The sequence below is a fragment of the Haloplanus aerogenes genome (assembly GCF_003856835.1).
Classification (GTDB): domain Archaea; phylum Halobacteriota; class Halobacteria; order Halobacteriales; family Haloferacaceae; genus Haloplanus; species Haloplanus aerogenes.
Genome location: NZ_CP034145.1, coordinates 1,385,665 through 1,401,988, shown reverse-complemented (window position 1 = coordinate 1,401,988; position 16,324 = coordinate 1,385,665). Strand labels below are relative to the sequence as shown.

15 protein-coding genes are annotated in these 16,324 nt (G+C 67.2%); 10 read left to right on the top strand and 5 right to left on the bottom strand.

Annotated features, from left to right (window positions below; all coding sequences use genetic code 11):
* Positions 1 to 703: 703 nt before the first annotated feature.
* A complete protein-coding gene (gene ggt, locus DU502_RS07130) occupies positions 704 to 2,326 on the top strand; it encodes a gamma-glutamyltransferase (protein ID WP_121920679.1) in 1,623 nt (540 codons plus the stop codon).
* Here ggt and DU502_RS07125 read toward each other — a convergent pair.
* Positions 2,323 to 3,432, bottom strand: a complete 1,110-nt coding sequence (locus DU502_RS07125) for a putative sulfate/molybdate transporter (RefSeq protein WP_121920680.1) — start codon at positions 3,430 to 3,432, stop codon at positions 2,323 to 2,325. The two genes, ggt and DU502_RS07125, sit on opposite strands and share 4 nt — an antisense overlap.
* Positions 3,433 to 3,708: 276 nt before the next feature.
* On the opposite strand from DU502_RS07125, the gene DU502_RS07120 reads away from it, so the two are divergent.
* From DU502_RS07120 to DU502_RS07080, 9 genes are all read left to right on the top strand, one after another.
* Positions 3,709 to 3,981 (top strand): hypothetical protein, encoded by a 273-nt coding sequence (locus DU502_RS07120; protein WP_133412386.1) that lies wholly within the window; start codon positions 3,709 to 3,711, stop codon positions 3,979 to 3,981.
* Positions 3,982 to 4,056: 75 nt separating this feature from the next.
* The gene (gene hisD / locus DU502_RS07115) at positions 4,057 to 5,325 is read left to right on the top strand and encodes a histidinol dehydrogenase (RefSeq protein WP_121920682.1); all 1,269 of its coding nucleotides are present in this window, start codon (positions 4,057 to 4,059) and stop codon (positions 5,323 to 5,325) included.
* A gap of 205 nt (positions 5,326 to 5,530) precedes the next feature.
* Entirely contained in the window at positions 5,531 to 6,094 is a 564-nt protein-coding gene (locus DU502_RS07110; RefSeq protein ID WP_121920683.1) for a hypothetical protein, read from the top strand.
* 58 nt (positions 6,095 to 6,152) lie between these two features.
* Complete coding sequence (locus DU502_RS07105) at positions 6,153 to 6,518, top strand: HesB/IscA family protein (protein WP_121920684.1); 366 nt, start codon at positions 6,153 to 6,155, stop codon at positions 6,516 to 6,518.
* Positions 6,519 to 6,717: 199 nt separating this feature from the next.
* A complete protein-coding gene (locus tag DU502_RS07100; protein WP_121920685.1) occupies positions 6,718 to 8,667 on the top strand; it encodes a methyl-accepting chemotaxis protein in 1,950 nt (649 codons plus the stop codon).
* Positions 8,668 to 8,834: 167 nt separating this feature from the next.
* Positions 8,835 to 10,229, top strand: coding sequence for an FAD-binding oxidoreductase (locus DU502_RS07095; protein WP_121920686.1), 1,395 nt, complete (start codon positions 8,835 to 8,837; stop codon positions 10,227 to 10,229).
* Positions 10,230 to 10,335: 106 nt separating this feature from the next.
* Positions 10,336 to 10,677, top strand: coding sequence for a DUF7116 family protein (locus tag DU502_RS07090; protein WP_121920687.1), 342 nt, complete (start codon positions 10,336 to 10,338; stop codon positions 10,675 to 10,677).
* 39 nt (positions 10,678 to 10,716) lie between these two features.
* Positions 10,717 to 11,298 (top strand): mechanosensitive ion channel domain-containing protein, encoded by a 582-nt coding sequence (locus DU502_RS07085; RefSeq protein WP_121920688.1) that lies wholly within the window; start codon positions 10,717 to 10,719, stop codon positions 11,296 to 11,298.
* A gap of 55 nt (positions 11,299 to 11,353) precedes the next feature.
* Complete coding sequence (locus DU502_RS07080) at positions 11,354 to 12,307, top strand: metal-dependent hydrolase (RefSeq protein ID WP_121920689.1); 954 nt, start codon at positions 11,354 to 11,356, stop codon at positions 12,305 to 12,307.
* Positions 12,308 to 12,425: 118 nt separating this feature from the next.
* Here the strand turns inward: DU502_RS07080 and DU502_RS07075 are convergent, their stop codons facing one another.
* The 4 genes from DU502_RS07075 to DU502_RS07060 all read right to left on the bottom strand — a co-directional run bounded on the left by DU502_RS07075 (position 12,426) and on the right by DU502_RS07060 (position 16,232).
* On the bottom strand, positions 12,426 to 12,950 hold the full coding sequence (locus DU502_RS07075) for a CHRD domain-containing protein (protein WP_121920690.1): 525 nt from the start codon (positions 12,948 to 12,950) through the stop codon (positions 12,426 to 12,428).
* A gap of 115 nt (positions 12,951 to 13,065) precedes the next feature.
* Entirely contained in the window at positions 13,066 to 14,112 is a 1,047-nt protein-coding gene (gene idsA3, locus DU502_RS07070) for a geranylfarnesyl diphosphate synthase (RefSeq protein ID WP_121920691.1), read from the bottom strand.
* Positions 14,109 to 15,461, bottom strand: coding sequence for a ribonuclease J (locus tag DU502_RS07065; protein WP_121920692.1), 1,353 nt, complete (start codon positions 15,459 to 15,461; stop codon positions 14,109 to 14,111). Before DU502_RS07065 ends, idsA3 begins: the two co-directional genes overlap by 4 nt.
* Before the next feature lie 219 nt (positions 15,462 to 15,680).
* Positions 15,681 to 16,232 (bottom strand): HAD family hydrolase, encoded by a 552-nt coding sequence (locus DU502_RS07060; protein WP_394338932.1) that lies wholly within the window; start codon positions 16,230 to 16,232, stop codon positions 15,681 to 15,683.
* Between the last annotated feature and the right edge of the window lie 92 nt (positions 16,233 to 16,324).

The window sequence follows — 16,324 nt, the reverse complement described above, 5'->3', positions numbered from 1 at the left end:
CGACCGATACGCGCCGTGTCTCCGCGAGAATCCCCGAGACCATCACCGACGAAGCCACTTCCATCGACGACTCTAACCCAGACGCGCTGACTGGGTTACTGACTTGCGAGACGATCAGCTCGCGTTCGGATTCCATGGAGCGTCCCGCGGGTCATGACGAACGAAACTGGATCCAGCAGTCCAAGGGGGCTGACATCCTCCCACGGCTAAAGCTGTGGGGTTCCCGACCACAGGCCGGGCAGTCCACGGCTGGAGGTTCCCCACTCGTCGACGGTGGGGTTGTGGGCCGTGCCAGTACGGCCCCCGACCGGGATAGCGGGCTTCATCTACCCCCGCGAAGGGTGCGTATCCTTACCCCGGACTCGGCACCACAACCAACGAACGCCGAGGAAATCAACGTTTCGCCGGCTGTCGGCTTCATCCCACGACTAAAGTCGTGGGCCTTCGCCTCGAAACTGTGTAATCACCAGTAGAACCCGCTACTCGTTGCAGATGATGGAACACGTCGCCGAGTAGTCTTCAATAAACCTGAGGGGATCAACAAGGCCAAATCCGCAGTCATCCACCGCATTTAAGAATTATTTTTCGTTATTTCTCGAATTTGAGAATGTATGTACGAGCACTTTAGATATTTATTCCTGTACGCACAGTCAGAATGGCCTGATACCCAACGACTTTGTGTAGTTGCCGAGTCGTGTGGGACATGGACCCGAATCCGGACCTCGACCGGTTCGACTCGCGCCGGTCGACAGCCTACGCACGAAACGGGATGGTGGCGACGAGCCAGCCACTCGCCGCACAGGCGGGGGTGGCGGCGCTGCGCGAGGGCGGCAACGCCTTCGACGCGGCGGTGACGACGGCGGCCGCCCTGAACGTCGTCGAACCGATGAGTACCGGCATCGGCGGCGACGCCTTCGCCCTCTACCGCACCGCGGACGGCGAGGTGGGCGCGTTCCGCAGTTGTGGCGGCGCGCCCGCCGACGCGACGCTGTCGACGATGCGCGAACGCGTGGCGGAGCGCTCTGGCGGCGACCCCGCGGCGGCGACGATGCCCGACGCTGGCCCCCTCGCGGTGACGGTGCCCGGCACCGTCCGCGGCTGGGACCGCCTGCTCGACGACTACGGCAACCGATCGCTGGCGGCGGCGCTCGACCCCGCCATCGAGTACGCGACGGAGGGATTCCCGGTCAGCGAAGTGATCGCCGACATGTGGACCGTCGCGGAGGCGCTGTTCACGACCGCGGACGCCCGCGAGGAGTACCTGCTCGACGGCCGGGTGCCCGAACCCGGCGACGTGATGACCCTCCCCGACCTCGGCGGGACGCTCTCGACTATCGCGACGGAGGGCGCCGGCGCGTTCTACGAGGGGCCGCTGGCGGATCACATCGCCGAGGCGGTGCAGGACCGGGGTGGCTTGCTCGCGACCGACGACCTCGCCGACTTCGAACCGGAGTACGTCGACCCCGTCTCGACCACCTACCGCGGGGCGGAGGTGTACGAACTCCCGCCGAACAACCAGGGGTTGATCGCGCTAGAGGCGCTGAACATCGCGGAGGAAGTCGACGCCGGTGGCTACGACTACGACTCTGCCGAGCGCGTCCACTACTTCGCCGAGTCGCTGAAACGCGCCTTCCACGACGGCCACCACTACATCACCGACCCCGAGTTCGAGGACGTACCGGCGCTGGGGTCGAAGGCCTACGCCGCCGAGCGCGCCGCGACAGTGAGCGAACGGACTGGCGCCGTCTCCATCGGCGGGCCGGGCACGCCGCCCGAGGACAGCGACACCGTCCTCCTGACCGTCGCCGACGACGAGGGGAACGTCGTCTCCTTCATCAACTCCATCTTCGGTCACTTCGGGAGCGGCGTGGTGGTCCCAGAGACGGGTATCACGCTCCAGAACCGTGGGAGTTCGTTCTCGCTCGATCCGGACCACCCCAACCGCCTCGAACCGGGGAAGCGCCCCTTCCACACGCTGATTCCGGGGCTCCTGCGGCTCGATGACGACGACTGGGCGGCGTTCGGCGTCATGGGTGGGTACATGCAACCACAGGGGCACCTGCAGGTGCTCGCCAACGTCCTCGACTACGGCATGCCGCTGCAGGCGGCGATGGACGCGCCGCGCTGGCGCTACCGTGCGGACGGGTCGCTGGCCGTCGAAGACCGCTTCCCCGACGGTGTCCTGCCGAAACTCGCGCGGCGCGGGCACGACGTGGTGATCCAGCCGCCGTCGGCGTTCGGCGGCGGGCAGATCACCCGACTAAACGGGGACGTCATGTCGGGGGCGACGGAACCGCGGAAAGACGGGACGGCGGCGGGCTTCTAGTCGTTCTCGGCCTCGCTATCGCCCTCCCGTACCCTCGCGAGGACGTAGTAGCCGACGATGCCGACGCCGAAGGCGACGCCGACGTTGACGAGGAGAGCGACGATGCCGACGACGCCCGTGAGCAGGGGGTCCGGCGTGTCGACGCCGGAGCAGCCGAGTTCGACGGCGACGAGGACGAGGACGACGCCGAGGACGGCCATCGGGAACGCGGCGACGGCGTCGACGGCGACGACGGCGAGGAGGAGATAGAGACCGCCGAGGACGAGATTCGAGGTGGCGGTCCGGGCGCCGAAGGCGTACTTGCCGGCGACGCCGCCGCTCCCGTGGCACATGGGCATCGCGCCGAGCGGGACGGCCAGCAGGTTCATCGCGCCCATACTGGTCGAGAGGTCGTCGGGCGACGCCTCGGCGTCGAAGTACTCCTCCACGAGCAGCGAGGTGGCGACGGCGGCGTTGCCGACGGTCATGGCGAGTTGGCCGAGCGTCGCGCCGGCGGCGTCGCGGGAGAACGAGAGCGTGGCCGGATCGAGGAGTGTCGGCGCCGGTAACCGGGGAGTGATCGGCCCGGCGGCGCCGAGCGCGACGGCGGCGCCGAGCGCGAGGACGGCGAGCGCCGCCACTTCGCGGTAGCCCGTGACGATAGCGCCGAGGGCGACGACGACGGCGAGGGCGGCGAGCGACGGCGTCTCCAGTCCGGTCGTGACGCCGGTCCGGAGGAGGATCAGGGCGACGCCGAGCTGGATGCCGCGCACGACGGGTTCGCCGACGTAGGGCGCGAGCCGTCCCAGCATCCCGGCCCGACCGACGACGAGGAGGGTACCGCCCGCGAGCAACCCGGCGGCGACGTACTCGCCGGTCGAGAGGCCGCCGGCGATGACCAGCGCCGCGAGTGCCTTCATCGGCTCGACGGACATGGGGTGGCCGTACCAGAGCCCCCAGACGACCTGAAAGACGGCGAAGCCGAGGAGAAGTCGGCCGAGCGAGAGGTCGGTGAGGGCCGCGACGGCGACGACGATTGGCAGGACGGTCACGGTGTCACCCACCGCGCCCGTCACCTCCCCCCACGCCACGTCGAACCGCGACTCCGTCCATCCGGCGAAGCGCATCGAAGTGCCCTACCCACTCGGCCCGTAAACAATTATCGAGAAACTGATACAATTAACGGTTCGCCGCCGATGTGACTGTTTCCGGTTACGCACGGCGGAGTGATGATCGGCGGTGACGAAATGGCCGATTGCATCTTCTCGTCCCTCTATAAACTCTTTCGAACGCTCTCGCATCGTTTTAAAACGAGCTGAACGATCCGAGTGGGGGGCTGTTAACCGAACGAAACGAGGTGAAGACAGGCCAACGATTTGCCCCCTATATGATGGAACAGGGACATGGATAGAGTGGAGCCAGTCACCATGTCCGTCCGATCCACGTCCCTCACGCACGCCGCGACCGAATCGCTTCCGGCCCTCCAGACGCTCGCCGAACTCGCCGCCCGTCCCGTCCGTTTCGTCGCCTTCTGGGTGGCGACGCTGTTGCCCTTCACGTACCTCCCCCTGCTGGCGGCGGGAGCGGTCACGACCCACCGCGTCGCCTTCGCGGGGCTGATCGGTCTGAACGCCGTGGCGTTCGTCGTCGGTCACGGCTACAACCGGCCCGAATAGTACGACACCGCCGCTCGTGGCTGGTCCGACGGTCGGATCGGAACCCCTTTTCGCCCGCCCGCGCTACGCGTCGGTATGGAAGTACGCGACATCGAGGCGCTCGGGCCTGCGGATCGGCAGGCGCTGTTCGAGCGCGACGCGGGCGTCGAGGCGGTTCGCGAGGACGTACGCGACATCGTCGACCGCGTCCGCGACGAGGGCGACGTGGCAGTGCGGGACTTTTCCCGCGAGTTCGACGGCGTCGAGGTCGGCAATCTGGACGTGACCGACGCCGCCGAACGCGCCCACGAGGAAGTCGACGACGACCTCCTGGCGGCCATTCGGACCGCCGCCGACAACATCCGCGAGTTCCACGAGCGACAGGTGCCCGAGGACTGGCGCGACGACTTCGGCGGCCGCGAACTCGGCCGCCGGTTCCGTCCGCTCTCCCGCGTCGGCGTCTACGTCCCCGGCGGGGCGGCGGCCTACCCCTCCAGCGCGCTGATGGGCATCATCCCGGCGAAGGTGGCGGGCGTCGAACACGTCGTCGTGGCGACGCCGCCGGCCGAGGAGCTGAATCCGGCGACGCTCGCGGCCATCCACGAGGCGGGCGCCGACGCCGTCTACAGCGTCGGCGGCGCGCAGGCCGTCGCGGCCATGGCCTACGGGACGGAGACCGTCACGGCGGTGGAGAAAGTGGTCGGGCCGGGCAACCGCTGGGTCACGGCCGCCAAGGCCGAGGTGCGCGGCGACGTGGAGATCGACTTCCTCGCCGGCCCGAGCGAGGTACTCGTCCTCGCCGACGGGACGGCCGATCCGACCTACGTCGCCGCCGAACTCCTCGCGCAGGCCGAACACGACGATCACGCCTCGGTCGTGGCGGTGACGGCCGATGCGGACCTCGCCGCGGCCGTCGCGGACGAACTCGACGACCGCCTCCCCGAGTGTGACCGACGGGAGACGGTCGAAGCGGCGCTTGCAAACGACGCCAGCGGCGTCTTCCTCGCGCGGTCGATGTCCGAGGCGGTTCTGTTCGCCGAGGAGTACGCCGCGGAACACCTGTCGATTCAGGCGGACGACGACGAGGCGTTGCTGGACCGCATCGACAGCGCCGGGAGCGTCTTCCTCGGTCCCTACACGCCCGTCGCCGCCGGCGACTACGCCTCCGGAACGAACCACGTCCTGCCGACCGGCGGCGGCGCCCGGCGCTTCGGCGGCCTCTCCGTCGAGACGTTCCTCCGGTCGACGACCGTCCAGCGCCTCGACCGCAACGCACTCGACGACCTGTCGGGGACGATCACGACGCTCGCGGAGGCGGAGGGGCTGACCGGCCACGCCGAGAGCGTCCGCCGGCGGTTCGAGTAACACCGTCGGGTGTGAGTCGGTAGTGTAGACCGCAAATCTGACAACCTACCGGGGCGAATCGGACTGGCGTCCGCCCATGCGTCCCTCCAACCCCGTTCCGGCCGCGCTGCGTAGTTCGAAATCGTCCCTTCGCTGGCTCCGATCAGCGTTCCGACGCCTCCGGCAGTTTCTCACGTCCAGCGTCCAGCGTTCCCGACGTTGGATCGTGGCCACCGTCGGGTGGGTCGTGGTCGTCATCGGTGAGCCACTGGCACGGCTCGTTCGCGGCCCGGCCGCACGACTCGTGCGCGGGCCACTGAAGACGCTACTGCTCGGCCGTCGCCTCAGCGTCTCCGTCGTGCTCGTCGCGCTCGCACCTCTGTTGGCCACCCTGACGGCCGGCGTGATCGCGTCGACGACGGGCTATCCCCCGCTCGAACGCTGGCTGGTCGAGACGTGGACCGGGACCGACCCTCGGACAGTCGTCTTCGTCGGAGGCGTCCTGCTCGTCGGACTGGCCGCCGCGAGCGCCGCCGCGAACGCGGGGCTACTCCCGACCGTCGTGCTGGTCGCCGGCCCCCTGTTCGGCGTCGCGATGACGCGCTACGGCACCGTCGTCGACAGAGGCTTCGGTCCCCGGGTCGTCTCGCTCCCCGACGCGACGGCGTTCGCGGTCGGCGTGGCGGTCGTCGGCGGCGTGACAGCGGGGCTCGTCGGCTACGGCCTCGGTGCCAGTCTCCGGCGAGCTGTCGGCGTCGTGCGCGCGGACGCGCCGATACCGCATTCGTAACGACGAGTGATTACATCGCCCCGTCAGGGTTAACAGGCTTCGAGGTGTATCCACGCCTATGAGTACCGAAAGCGCCGAGGGGTCGAGCAACCGGATGGTAGAGGTCACGCCCGAGGCCGCCTCCGAGGCCCTCGCGCTGATGGACCGGGAGGGGATGGACTCGGACGTTGGCGGCCTCCGCCTGTTCGTCCAGCAGGGTGGCTGTGCCGGCCTCTCGTACGGAATGCGGTTCGACGATGAACCCGAAGAGGACGACACGGTGATCGAACGCCACGACCTGCGCGTGTTCGTCGACCCCGCGAGTGCCGACTACATCGGTGGGTCGGTCCTCGATTACGAATCGGGCCTGCAGGCCGAAGGGTTCCACGTCGAGAACCCGAACGTCGTCTCCGAGTGTGGCTGCGGCGAGTCATTCCGCACGTAATCGCGGATATCGTTTTCAGCGGCGAGAACCGGCGGCCAGTCCCCGACGACTCTGGCCTCGGAACGCCCGGAACCGGGACGATCATGTTCGTGAGACGCCGCCAACCCGTCTCACACCCGCCTGAACGGCGTTCGAGGAGTATCACGCGTGATAGCGGGGTGGAAGTCCTTTTCTCCTTACTGGTGGAGGTGGGGGTAAGATGGCGAGTATTACGGGCGACTCCACGACAGCGCTCCACGGGGAGGGGGGCTGGCGGCAGACGTGCCGGGAGTTCATCCACTACATCCCCGATGGGCATTCGATTCCCGAGGAGACGTGGCGCAACCGACACCGAAACATCCTCATCCTCGTGCTGGCGCAGGTCCCACTCCTGTTCGGCCTCGGGATGTACGAGGGAACCGAATCGGTCGTCACTGGCGCGACGATTCCGGCGATCCCGCTGACGACCGTGCTGGTGGAACTCGGCATCGTGACGGGACTCGCAGTCGCGTCGCTGGCACCTCAGCTTCCCCGACGGGTGCGGACGGCGCTGGCGACGGTCGGCCTCCTGTCGACCTCGGTCGTCCTCGTCCACTTCTCGGGCGGATTCATCGAGGCGCACTTCCACTTCTTCGTCGCGATGGCCGTCGTCGCCGTCTACGAGGACTGGGTGCCCTTCGCCCTCGGCATCGGCTACGTCGTCCTGACCCACGGCGTCTTCGGGATGATCAACCCCGAACGCGTCTACAACCACACCGCCGCGATCAACAACCCGTGGGTGTGGGGGCTGATCCACGGCATCTTCGTCCTCGCGCTCGCGATGGCGCTGATGGCACACTGGTACTCGACCGAGCGCTCCCGGGAGGAGGCCGAACGCCAGCTCAGGGAAGCCGAGGCGAAAACCGAGGAGGTCGCCAACCTCGAGGAGAAGAAAGCGGAGATCGAACGAGCGAAAGCCGAAGCCGAGGAGGCGAAAGCCGAAGCGGAGGCCAAACAGAAGAAAGTCGAGGAGATGAACGAACACCTCGAAGCCAAGGCCGACGCGTACAGCGCCGCGATGGCGCGGGCTGCCGACGGCGAACTCACCGTGCGACTGGACGCCGAGAGCGAGAGCGAGGCGATGGCGCGGATCGCCGAGGCATTCAACGAGATGATGGACGAGACGGAGTCGGCAATGCAGGACATTCAGGCGTTCGCGCAGGACGTGGCAGCCGCGAGCGAGGACGCGACCGCGGGGGCCGGCGAGGCCGAGCAGGCGAGCGAGGAAGTGAGCCAGTCGCTCCAGGAGATCGCCAGCGGAGCCAACGAGCAGCGGGAGATGCTCGAAACCGTCTCCGGCGAGATGACGAACCTCTCGGCGACGGTCGAGGAGGTGGCCGCGTCCGCCGACGAGGTCGCGCAGCGGTCGCACGAGACGGCCGAAATCGCCGAGGAAGGCGAGGAGACGGCCAAGGGCGCCATCGACGACGCCCGCGACGTGCAGTCGGCCATCGACTCGACCGTCGAGAACGTCGAGGTCCTCGACGAACGGATGGCAGAGATCGGCGAGATCATCGAACTCATCAGCGACATCGCGGAGCAGACGAACATGCTCGCGCTGAACGCCAACATCGAGGCCGCCCGCGCGGGCACTGACGACGGCGGGACGAACGGAAACGGATTCGCCGTCGTCGCGAACGAAGTGAAACAGCTAGCCGAGGAGACGCAGGGCTCGGCCAACGAGATCGAGGACCTCATCGAGGAGACACAGTCCCAAACGGAGACGGCAGTCGACGAAGCCCAGGCCGCCAAGCAGGATATGCAGGAGGGGGTGGAGGCGTTCCAGGAGGTCGTCGACGCGTTCACGCAGGTCGCGGACAACGCCGAGGAGACCGACAGCGGCATCCAGGAGATCAGCAACACGGCCGACGATCAGGCCGCGAGCACGGAGGAAGCAGTGTCGATGGTGGAGGAGGTGGCCGACATCAGCCGGGCGACCGCCACCGAGACCGAGGACACGTCCGCGACGGCGGAAGAGCAGGCAGCCTCCATGTCGCAGATCAGCGCCAACGTCGAATCGCTCAGCGAACGAGCCGAACGGCTCCAGACGTTGCTGACGAAGTTCGAGGTGAGCGAGACGGACACCTCGGCCGGTGGTCCGTCCGCAGTGTCGGGCACCCCGTCGTCGTAACCGGCGGCAGACGCCAGGGTGCGTCGAAGTCCCGAGTGTGCGATCGGAATATCTTGTTTTGTGGCAACACTTAACACACGACGGGACGAAAAACACCGTCGCGTTCCTCGCCGAAATCGTCGGGGGGACACGCTGTAACGCCGTTCGGGGGCGCTAGGGGAGACAGCATGAACTCATCAGGCCGACCCGACGACTCGGCGGTCGAATCGTTCGACGACAGTCTGCGCGGCGAACTGCTCCAACCAGGAGACGCGGGGTACGACGAGGCGCGCACCGTGTGGAACGCGATGATCGACGAGGAGCCGTCGCTCGTCGCGCGCTGTACCGGCGCAGCCGACGTGTGTATCGCCGTGAGCTTCGCGCAGGACCGTGATCTCCGTCTGGCCGTCAAAGGTGGCGGACACAACGTGGCGGGGAACGCGCTCTGTGACGGGCTGGTGATCGATCTCTCGCCGATGGACGGCGTCCGCGTCGATCCAGAGGCACGAATTGCCCGGGTCGGGGCCGGCGCAACGTGGGGCGACGTGGATCACGAGACCCAGGCGTTCGGCCTCGCGACGACGGGCGGCATCGTCACGACGACTGGCGTCGCCGGACTCACTCTCGGTGGCGGACTCGGCTATCTCGCCCGGAAGTTCGGCCTCGCACACGACAATCTCCGCTCGATGGACGTCGTCACCGCCGAGGGAGAACTCGTCCACGCCAGCCCGGAGGAGAATCCGGATCTCTTCTGGGGGATGCGCGGCGGCGGCGGCAACTTCGGCGTCGCCACCTCGTTCGAGTTCGACCTCCACGAAGTCGGGCCGGAGATACTCAACGTTCGACTGCTGTATCCGTACGAGGCCATCCCCGAGACCCTGCAGTTCTACGACGAGTTCATGTCGAACGCGCCGAACGGAGTCGGCTGTTACGCGGCGATCCTGCAGGGGAGTCCGGAGTACGGGCTTCCGGAACGGTTCCACGGGGAGACGTTGCTGGCGTTTCGGGGACTCTACGCCGGCGATGTCGCGGACGGGAAAGACGCGTTCCGGCCGCTCCGCGAGTTCGGCGACCCCATCGCCGACCTGACCAAACCGGTCCCGTACACGGTCTACCAACAGCAGGCCGACGACCTCTACTGCGAGGGCCACCGTAACTACTGGAAATCGAACTTCTACGACGAAATTTCGGACGGATTCGTCGAGACGGTGATGGACCACACCGATCCGCTACCGTCGCCGTACAGCACGGTGTTTTTCGAGTGGATGGGGGGCGCCATCGCCGAGGCGGACGCCGACGCGACCGCCTTTCCACACCGCGACCGGTCGTTCGCCTTCACCGTCGCGCCGAAGTGGACCGATCCGGCACGCGACGGCGAACATATCGCGTGGGCCAAGATGTTCCACGAGGCACTGGAACCGTACGCCGCCGATGGCGTCTACGTGAACTACATGGACGACGACGAGGACGAACGTATCCCCGACGCTTACGGTGACCGGTACGACCGACTGGTCGATCTCAAACGCGAATGGGATCCCGACAATCTGTTCCGCTCGAACCAGAACATCTCGCCGACCGCCTGATCGCCAGCCCGGCCCCGGAAACCGGCTATTCGGCATTGCTATCGGCTCACGACCGACTCTTTGGCGTGGTAACATTTATCATCCAACCCGTCGTAACGGGAAGCACATGGCCCCTGTTACCATGCCACCTGTCGAAGAGGCGCGAAAGATCTTCCGCCGCCTCGGATACTCCGTCGACGGCGACGGGGTCGATCTCAGGGCCGAACGTAAGTGGCGAACCGTCCACGTGACCGCGCTCGACGCCGACGACGCGTCGTCACCCCCCGAGATTCTCGCCGACGGCGGGACGACAGACTATCGGCTTCGCTGCTTCGTAACGTGGATGGAGGTTGCAGGGGACCTCCGTGATCGACTCGCGGGACTCGATCCGGACTACGAGTGGGCCGTCATCGGCGTCGAAGGCGACGACTACGAAGTCGTCGACCGCGCCGTCGGCGCCGTCGCGTAGGCTCGTAGCCTTTAGTGTCGGGCAGCCGCCATCCCCAGTATGCGCGGCGCCCTACTCCAGTCGAACGTACTCGGACAGGCACTCGTCGAGTTCGTCGGCCGCCTCACCGACGCGCTGCCGACGATCATCACCGGTCTCGTCTTCTTCCTGCTGGCAGCCGTCCTCGTCAAACTCGTCCTCGCCACCCTGAGAGGCGCCCTCGCGCGGACGATGGTCGGGGAGTCGCCCATCTATCGCCAGTTTCTCACCACCGTCGTCGCCGTCTTCCTCTGGTTCGGCGTCGGCCTCTCGACGCTCTCCGTCGTCGGACTGGACGGCATCGCGGCGTCGCTCGGCACCGCCGCCGGCTTCGTCGCTCTCGGCGTCTCCTACGCCACGAGCGACATGATCGCCGACGCCGTCGCCGGCGTCTACCTCCTCCGCGACCCGGACTTCGAGGCCGGCGACACCGTCCGCGTCGGCGACATGGAGGGCGTCGTCGAGTCCATCGAACTCCGAAAGACGCGGTTCGCGGTCGGTGAAGACACCGTCGTCCGGGGGAACGCCGACATCGAAGCCCGGTGGACGAAGGTCGACACCGAGTCGTCGCGGGGCTCGTCGACCGTCACGACGACACCATGACATCTGTTCCCACGCCGCCCGCGGAATTTATGCTCACTGGCCGAGAATGTAAGGCATGTTCGTCGGCCACGCCGCACTAGCCTTCGCCATCGTCGGCGGCGTCGCCATCGCCAGCGGATGGTCGAGCGAGCGCGCACTCGCTATCGGCGTCGTCGCCGGCGCCTTCGCCGCCCTCCCCGACGTGGACATGGTGTACGCGCTCGTCGGCATCGCGGGGGCCTCCGGGAGCGACGCGCTCGCGCTCGCAGGCGCGTTCTGGTCGACCGGGAACGTCGTCCACCGCGCCGTCACCCATTCGCTCGTCCTCGCGCTACCGGTGGCTCTGCTGGCCGCGCTCCAAGCCGTGACCGCCACTCGTCGCGTCCGGGCGGTCTCGGCCCTCGTCGCCACCCTGCTGGTCGCGCTGATCGCCACCGTCGGCGGCGCGCTGGCCGCGTTCGTGACGCTCCTGTTCGTCGTCGGCGCCGTCGCTGTCGGCGCCGTCGTCGACCGATACACCGATCTCACGGCCACCGGGGTGTTCGTCGCCGCCCTCGTCGGACTCGCGACCCACCCCTTCGGCGACCTGTTCACCGGGGAACCGCCGGCGATGCTCTACCCCTTCGACGCGGCGCTCGTGACCGAGCGGGTCGCCCTCGCGGCCGACCCGACGCTCCACCTGCTCGCCGCGTTCGGGGTCGAACTGGCGACGATCTGGGCCGCCGTCGCCGTCGTCTGCCTCGCGACCGGCCTGCGTCCAACCGCTGCCGTGACGCGACGGGCCAGCCTCGGTGCCGGCTACGCCGCGAGCGTCCTCCTCATCCCGGCGCCGACGCTCGATCTCTCCTACCCGTTCGTGTTCTCGGTCCTCGGCGTCGGCCTGCTGGGTGTCCTCCCGCAGGTTCGGCTGATCCGTTCGCGTGGCCCGACCGTCGAACCGCCGGACTGGCTCACCGCCGCGCTGACGGGACTTTCCGCGATTACGGTCGCGTGGCTGGCCTACGCCGTCGCGTACGTCGTGGTCGGCTAACGCACGGGCTGTGTCGGGCGAGGACGCATCGTCGACACCCGGTGCTGACGTGATTCGACGAAGCCACGTCGAGACAGGGGCGCGGTACGAACGCAGTCAAAGCGGCGCGCGAGCGTGTTTAGCGGATCTGTCCGCGAACTTCACCACCCGGGTGCGCCTCGGTGTGCACGTTGACGTACGCGCCGCCCGCTCGAAGGAGCGCGACGAGGTCGTTCATCGTTCCACCATCCAGTGGTCCGACGAGGTCGTCGGCCGTGAGTGTCGCTTCGGCGAGTACCCCATCGAATCGCCCGGGGATCAGCTCCGGTGACGACCCACCTTCCGGGTACAGCCAGGCGACGGCCGGGCCGTTCGATCCAGCAGGAGCGCTGTGGATGTGAGCCATGGACACGTCGTCGATATTTGCGACGATCAGCCGGTATCGGAGTTCGTCACCGGCCTTGTCGAGTTGGAACGTGGCCTGTCCTTGCGCATCCGTCTCGACGGCGTCGACCTCCTCGTCACCCGAGAGATGCGTCCGGAAGTTGCGCTTTTCTTTGGCTACGGCGATACCTGCTGCACTCGCTCCGGACAGCAGTCCACCCGAGACGATTGCCCCCGTCCTGAGCGTCTCCCGTCGACTCCAGTTCGATCTGTGTGACATTGCCACACAGTATTGTTCTTCGAAGATGATAAACTAGATGACAAATTTGCCAGCAGTAATTTGCAGCTGTTCGGCACTCGATTCCGCTGCAAGTCGCGACGGGGGTACCGGTCGGCTAGTAGCCCCGGGAGATGAGGTACTCCGCGATGGCTTCCAGCAGTGACCGGGCCTCGTTGTCCGGGAGAACCCCGAGGTCCGCCTTACTCTGGTCGACGAGGGAGCGGGCCTTCTCGCGGGCGTACTCGATGCTCCCCGCCTCGTTCAGGGTCTCGACTGCCGCTTCGACTTCCGCGTCGGTCAACTCCTCGGCGGAGTCGGCGTCGACCAGTCCGTCCACGTCGACGCCCTGCTGGCGGGCGTGGAGCGTGATGAGCGTCTCCTTGTTCTCGACGAGGTCCGACCCGCGCTGCTTGCCGAGTTGCTCCGAGGGGACGGTCAGATCGAGCACGTCGTCCTGAATCTGGAACGCCGATCCGGAGTTGATGCCGTAGGAGTAGAGCGCGTCGACCACCGCGTCGTCGGCGCCGAGGAGGACGGCGGGCGTTGCGGCCGCATCGCCGTAGAGGACGGCCGTCTTCGACTCCACCATCTCCAGATACTCCTCGGGCAAGACTTCGGTCCGGCCCTCGAATTCCACGTCGAGTGCCTGCCCCTCACAGATTCGGGTACAGGTCTCGGCGAGCATCCGCATCGCCTCCAAGCCGTTCTCGGGGGCAGCACCCGTATCCGCCATGATCTCGAAGGCGGTCGAGTAGAGCGTGTCGCCCGCGAGGATGGCGGTGTCCACGTCGTACGCCTTGTGGACGGCCGGGACACCCCGGCGGAGCGCGTCGTCGTCCATGATGTCGTCGTGGATGAGGGTGAACGACTGGATGACTTCGAGGCTGAGCGCCCCGGCCATCACGTCCACCTCGCCGCCATCGAGGGCGGGGAAGGTTCGGTAGTCGACGGAGAGCGGCGGCACGTCGGCGACGGCCTCCGCCGCGAGCAGGGAGACGGTCGGGCGGAGGCGCTTGCCGCCAGCCTTCAGCAGGTAGCGCGAAGCTTCCCACAACCGTTCTGGCTCTTTGAGGGGGAGATCCTCGTCGATGGCCGCGTTGACCCGCTCGCGGCGCTCGCGAACCGCCGCGAGCACCTGCTCTTCCGTCGAATCGGGCGTCATTCCACCAGTTGAATCATGTTGCCGTTGCGCGTGACGTGCAGGTCACGGCCCAGCGCGTAGCCCTGACTCTCACACAGGTCGACGTAGGGCGCGAACCCTTTGAGGTCCTGGTGAGCCGGGATGACGTGCTGCGGCTGTAACGCGTCCAGCATCTCGTAGTGGCCTTCCTCGCGCAGGTGGCCGGAGACGTGGATGTCGTCGTAGATACGAGCGCCCTGCATCCGAAGCAGGCGCTCGGACTGGTAGCGCTGGCCCTCGTTCGTCGGCTCCGGAATCACGCGGGCCGAGAACAGCACCTTGTCGCCGTTTTCCAGTTCGTACGGCGTCTCGCCGCGACCCATCCGCGTCAGCATCGCGCGCGGTTCGCCCTGGTGACCCGTGACGATGGGCAGGAAGTTCTCCTTGCCCTCCTTCATGATCCGCTTGAACGTGCGGTCGACGGACTTGCGGTGACCGTACATCCCCAGATCGTCGGGGAAGTCGACGAAGTCCAGGCGTTCGGCGGTGCCCGAGTACTTCTCCATCGAGCGACCGAGAAGGACGGGCTGACGGCCGATGTCCTTCGCGAACTCGACGAGGCTCGTCACGCGGGCGATGTGCGAACTGAACGTGGTGGCGACGATGCCGCCGTCGTAGTCCTCGACGGAGTACATCACGTCGCGGAGGTGTTTGCGCGCGACGGACTCGCTGGGCGTGCGGCCCTTCCGTCCCGCGTTGGTGCAGTCCTCAATGTAACATAGGACGCCCTCCCCCTCGCGAGCGATTTCGCGGAAGCGGTCCATGTCGATGGGGTCGCCGATGACCGGCGTGTGGTCCATCCGCTTGTCGAGGCCGTAGACGACCGCGCCCTCCGGCGTGTGGAGGACGGGGTTGATCGCGTCGATGATCGAGTGCGTGACGTTGACGAATTCGAGGTCGACCTTGCCCGAGTCGCCGATGGACATGGTCTCGCCGGCGTCCATCTTCACGAGGTCGTTGCCGACGTTGAACTTGTCTTCGCCCTGCACCTGCTGTTTCACCAGTTCGATGGTAAAGGGCGTCGCGACGACAGGGGCGTCGTAGCGGTGGGCCAGTTTCGAGATGGCGCCGATGTGGTCGAGGTGACCGTGCGTGGGAACGATCGCCTGTACGTCCCCTTCGAGGTCGCTCATCACCCGGTCGTCGGGGATGGCGCCCATGTCGATCAGGTCGAGACTGTGCATCTGTTCGGTTTCGACGTTGTCGTGGATCAGAACCTGCGAGAGGTTCAGACCCATGTCGAAGATGACGACGTCGTTACCGGCGCGGACGGCAGTCATCTGCCGTCCGACTTCCTCGTAGCCGCCAATGGTTGCGATTTCGATTTCCATGGTTGGTCCGAGCATTGAAACGCCACAACTGTGGCAGGGGTGCTCACGCAAATCCCGTCTGGGGGCCACCGGCCCCGGCGTCTTACAGCACGTCGGTCGCTGGTCCCCGCATGCGGCGCGCGCCGCATTTGCCCGCGGGTCGCTGGTACAACCGTCTACACACCCAGGTGATAAAAAGGACGTGGGTCGGTGGCGCCGAGCGACGCCGTCACACGGTCGCTACCCGTCGGCCGGGCCGTCGTCGACGTATTCGAAGGCGACGCCCGCGCGTTCGGCCGTCAGGCGGTCGCGTTCGGTGTCACCGACGAATAGCGCCGACGACGGGTCGGCTCCGAGACGGTCGATCGCCGTCAGGAGAGGTTCGGGGTCGGGTTTGTGCGTCGCCACCGAGTCCCGACCGACGACGGTCTCGACGTGGTCGAGCAGATCGTGGCGCTCCAGCGCCCGGCGACAGGCCGCCTCCGCGTTGAGCGAGCAGACGCCGACGGGGACGCTCCACTCGGGGACGCGGTCGGCGTGGGGGAGGCGGATCGCCTGCTCCGCCCCGCGACGTTCGTGTGCCGCGAGGATCGACTCCAGATCCTCGGCTAGCCCGTGTTCCGGGGCCGTCTCGAACAGCGACCAGAGGTCCGCGTCGGCCACGTCGACACCCGCCTCGGCGAACGCGGCCGTCGCGTCGCTGGCGGCGGCGTCCCAGTCGACGACCAACCGGACGAGCGTGCCGTCGAGGTCGTACACGACGGCGCCGTAGTCGGCGGATTCGATGCTCACGCTCGCCGGTAGGGTCGCACGGATAATGGGGGCTTCGGTCCGGAGCATCGGTCGTGCGCGCCGTCGACCGTTCGACAGAACGTTTTTACTGG

What these genes read in the sequence shown, in the direction of transcription:
- ggt (WP_121920679.1), top strand. Translation starts at nt 704, where the DNA reads ATGGACCCGAATCCGGACCTCGACCGGTTCGACTCGCGCCGGTCGACA.
- DU502_RS07125 (WP_121920680.1), bottom strand. Translation starts at nt 3,432, where the DNA reads ATGCGCTTCGCCGGATGGACGGAGTCGCGGTTCGACGTGGCGTGGGGG.
- DU502_RS07120 (WP_133412386.1), top strand. Translation starts at nt 3,709, where the DNA reads ATGGATAGAGTGGAGCCAGTCACCATGTCCGTCCGATCCACGTCCCTC.
- hisD (WP_121920682.1), top strand. Translation starts at nt 4,057, where the DNA reads ATGGAAGTACGCGACATCGAGGCGCTCGGGCCTGCGGATCGGCAGGCG.
- DU502_RS07105 (WP_121920684.1), top strand. Translation starts at nt 6,153, where the DNA reads ATGAGTACCGAAAGCGCCGAGGGGTCGAGCAACCGGATGGTAGAGGTC.
- DU502_RS07100 (WP_121920685.1), top strand. Translation starts at nt 6,718, where the DNA reads ATGGCGAGTATTACGGGCGACTCCACGACAGCGCTCCACGGGGAGGGG.
- DU502_RS07095 (WP_121920686.1), top strand. Translation starts at nt 8,835, where the DNA reads ATGAACTCATCAGGCCGACCCGACGACTCGGCGGTCGAATCGTTCGAC.
- DU502_RS07090 (WP_121920687.1), top strand. Translation starts at nt 10,336, where the DNA reads ATGGCCCCTGTTACCATGCCACCTGTCGAAGAGGCGCGAAAGATCTTC.
- DU502_RS07085 (WP_121920688.1), top strand. Translation starts at nt 10,717, where the DNA reads ATGCGCGGCGCCCTACTCCAGTCGAACGTACTCGGACAGGCACTCGTC.
- DU502_RS07080 (WP_121920689.1), top strand. Translation starts at nt 11,354, where the DNA reads ATGTTCGTCGGCCACGCCGCACTAGCCTTCGCCATCGTCGGCGGCGTC.
- DU502_RS07075 (WP_121920690.1), bottom strand. Translation starts at nt 12,950, where the DNA reads ATGTCACACAGATCGAACTGGAGTCGACGGGAGACGCTCAGGACGGGG.
- idsA3 (WP_121920691.1), bottom strand. Translation starts at nt 14,112, where the DNA reads ATGACGCCCGATTCGACGGAAGAGCAGGTGCTCGCGGCGGTTCGCGAG.
- DU502_RS07065 (WP_121920692.1), bottom strand. Translation starts at nt 15,461, where the DNA reads ATGGAAATCGAAATCGCAACCATTGGCGGCTACGAGGAAGTCGGACGG.